General features: G+C 54.6%; 3 protein-coding genes and 1 pseudogene. All 4 read left to right on the top strand.

Translation table 11 applies throughout. The features are described from left to right. A partial coding sequence (locus FJU08_RS23025; RefSeq protein ID WP_210245308.1) for a hypothetical protein occupies positions 1–216 on the top strand: 216 nt, incomplete at its 5' end. Between the two features lie 5 nt (positions 217–221). Continuing rightward, on the top strand, positions 222–425 hold the full coding sequence (locus FJU08_RS22550) for a hypothetical protein (RefSeq protein ID WP_141151289.1): 204 nt from the start codon (positions 222–224) through the stop codon (positions 423–425). 220 nt (positions 426–645) lie between these two features. Beyond that, complete coding sequence (locus tag FJU08_RS22555; protein WP_141151290.1) at positions 646–987, top strand: hypothetical protein; 342 nt, start codon at positions 646–648, stop codon at positions 985–987. Positions 988–1,157: 170 nt separating this feature from the next. After that, positions 1,158–1,777 (top strand): annotated as a pseudogene (locus tag FJU08_RS22560) (ISKra4 family transposase); the annotation flags it as partial.

Below are 1,777 nucleotides of genomic sequence, written 5' to 3' on the forward strand. Positions count from 1 at the left end.
GAACATTGCGAAACGCACTCCTTCTCTTCGGATGCGTATCAATTCGCAACGACGCCTATCGTCGGCAATGTGGGGCGCAGACAGCGCTTACAGTTAAACCCTACCCAAATTGCACTGGCGGATCCGGGACTTGCCCGCCGGAGGATTGTGGCGGGCCGCATGCCTACCTTGAACGGCGGGATGAGGCTGGTGGTTACGATGCCTGGAGGGACATGAATGTCATGGCTGATTTTATCGACGATATCGCGGCCGCGAATACGCCTGATCGCCCTTTATCTGACGTCCTGTCTGATGATGTCGAAGCCGCAATAGAACAAATGGCCGCGCGGGCACCTATTGTTGAGGGAACATTTTCACGGGGACAGGTGAATAAGCGCTTTCGCGCCGGAGACCATCGAAAGTTAATGCACCAGCAGATGTGGTAGGCAGGTCTGGAAGGTTCCTTGGCTCTTCGCTTTTCTGTCCGAGCCTCATACTCAAATTCATCCATGAACCAGCCCTGTGAAACCAGCTTCAGGCAATAGAAGCAGTGGATTTCAAGTGGGCGTCACTGCGGGCGTCGTAGCCTGCCTTTCAGGGTTTGTGGGTACTCCTCACGCACTGAGGCGCACGAACGGCATAAAAAGTTGGCAGGAAAGTACGAGCATGGATGTTGAAATCAAGGTCACAGTCACCGCCCCGGACGGCACAACCCGCACCGACACGATAGGTAAGCTCACCAAAGGGTTTGAAACGATCGGCGAAATCGGACTGAGCATTGACGAAAGCAAGACGCTTCTGCTGAATATCCAGCAAAAGATCGTGGACGCGCAGTGTGCAGCCTTTTGCGCCGAGCGCGCATATTGCCAGTGCTGCGGTCGAAAACTGCGGTGCAAAGCGCATCGACAAGTCAGATACCGCTCGGTTTCGGCGACGTCGGTATCGACCGTCCCCGTTTCTACCATTGCCAATGCCACGATGGACCGTCCAAGACCTTCAGTCCCCTAACCGAGCTTCTGCCCGTCCACATTGTCCCATAACTGCTCTGGCTGGAAACGAAATGGGCATCGTTGGTGTTTTTCGGGGTGACAGCTGACCTTCTGAAGGATGTCTTGCCCGTTGATAAAAACCTCAGTCCGGACAGTATCCGCCGATATTTGGGGCGGGTGGCGGGTCGAATGGAAGCCGATCTGGCTGACGAGCGCTTCAGCGTCATCAGCACCAACGCTCATCAGCGGGCAAAACGCCCCAATCCGGAAGGACCGATTACGGTCGGAATTGATGGCGGTTATGTTCGATCCCGTGATGTCGGTCAGTCGCATTTTGAGGTGCCGGTGGGCAAGTCGATCCCGACGGATCGGCCCAGTCGCTACCTGGGCCTCGTTCAAAGCCATGATGTCAAACCGAAACGGTGGCTGCATGAAGTGCTGAAAGATCAGGGCTGGCAGGAAAACCAGATGGTAACATTCATGACCGATGGCGGCGATACAGTCATCAAAATGGCCCGGCATATGGCGCCAGCCTCGGAACACATCCTCGACTGGTTTCATATCACCATGCGCATCACGGTGATGCAGCAATATGTGAAGGGGCTGGCTCACAACAATCCAGAAGAAGCTGAGGTTATCTCCCGCCTGCTCCGCCAAATCAAAGGCTTCCTTTGGCACGGCAATCCACATGACGGCCAGACAATAATCTCAGATCTGGTCGTTGAACTGGATGAGATCGAAACCAACTACTCGAGCTTCAAGGCCTTGCGCAAATCCGCCGCCGAATTCGAAACCTACATTGTTAACAA

Source organism: Martelella alba (assembly GCF_006516955.1).
Lineage (GTDB): Bacteria > Pseudomonadota > Alphaproteobacteria > Rhizobiales > Rhizobiaceae > Martelella > Martelella alba.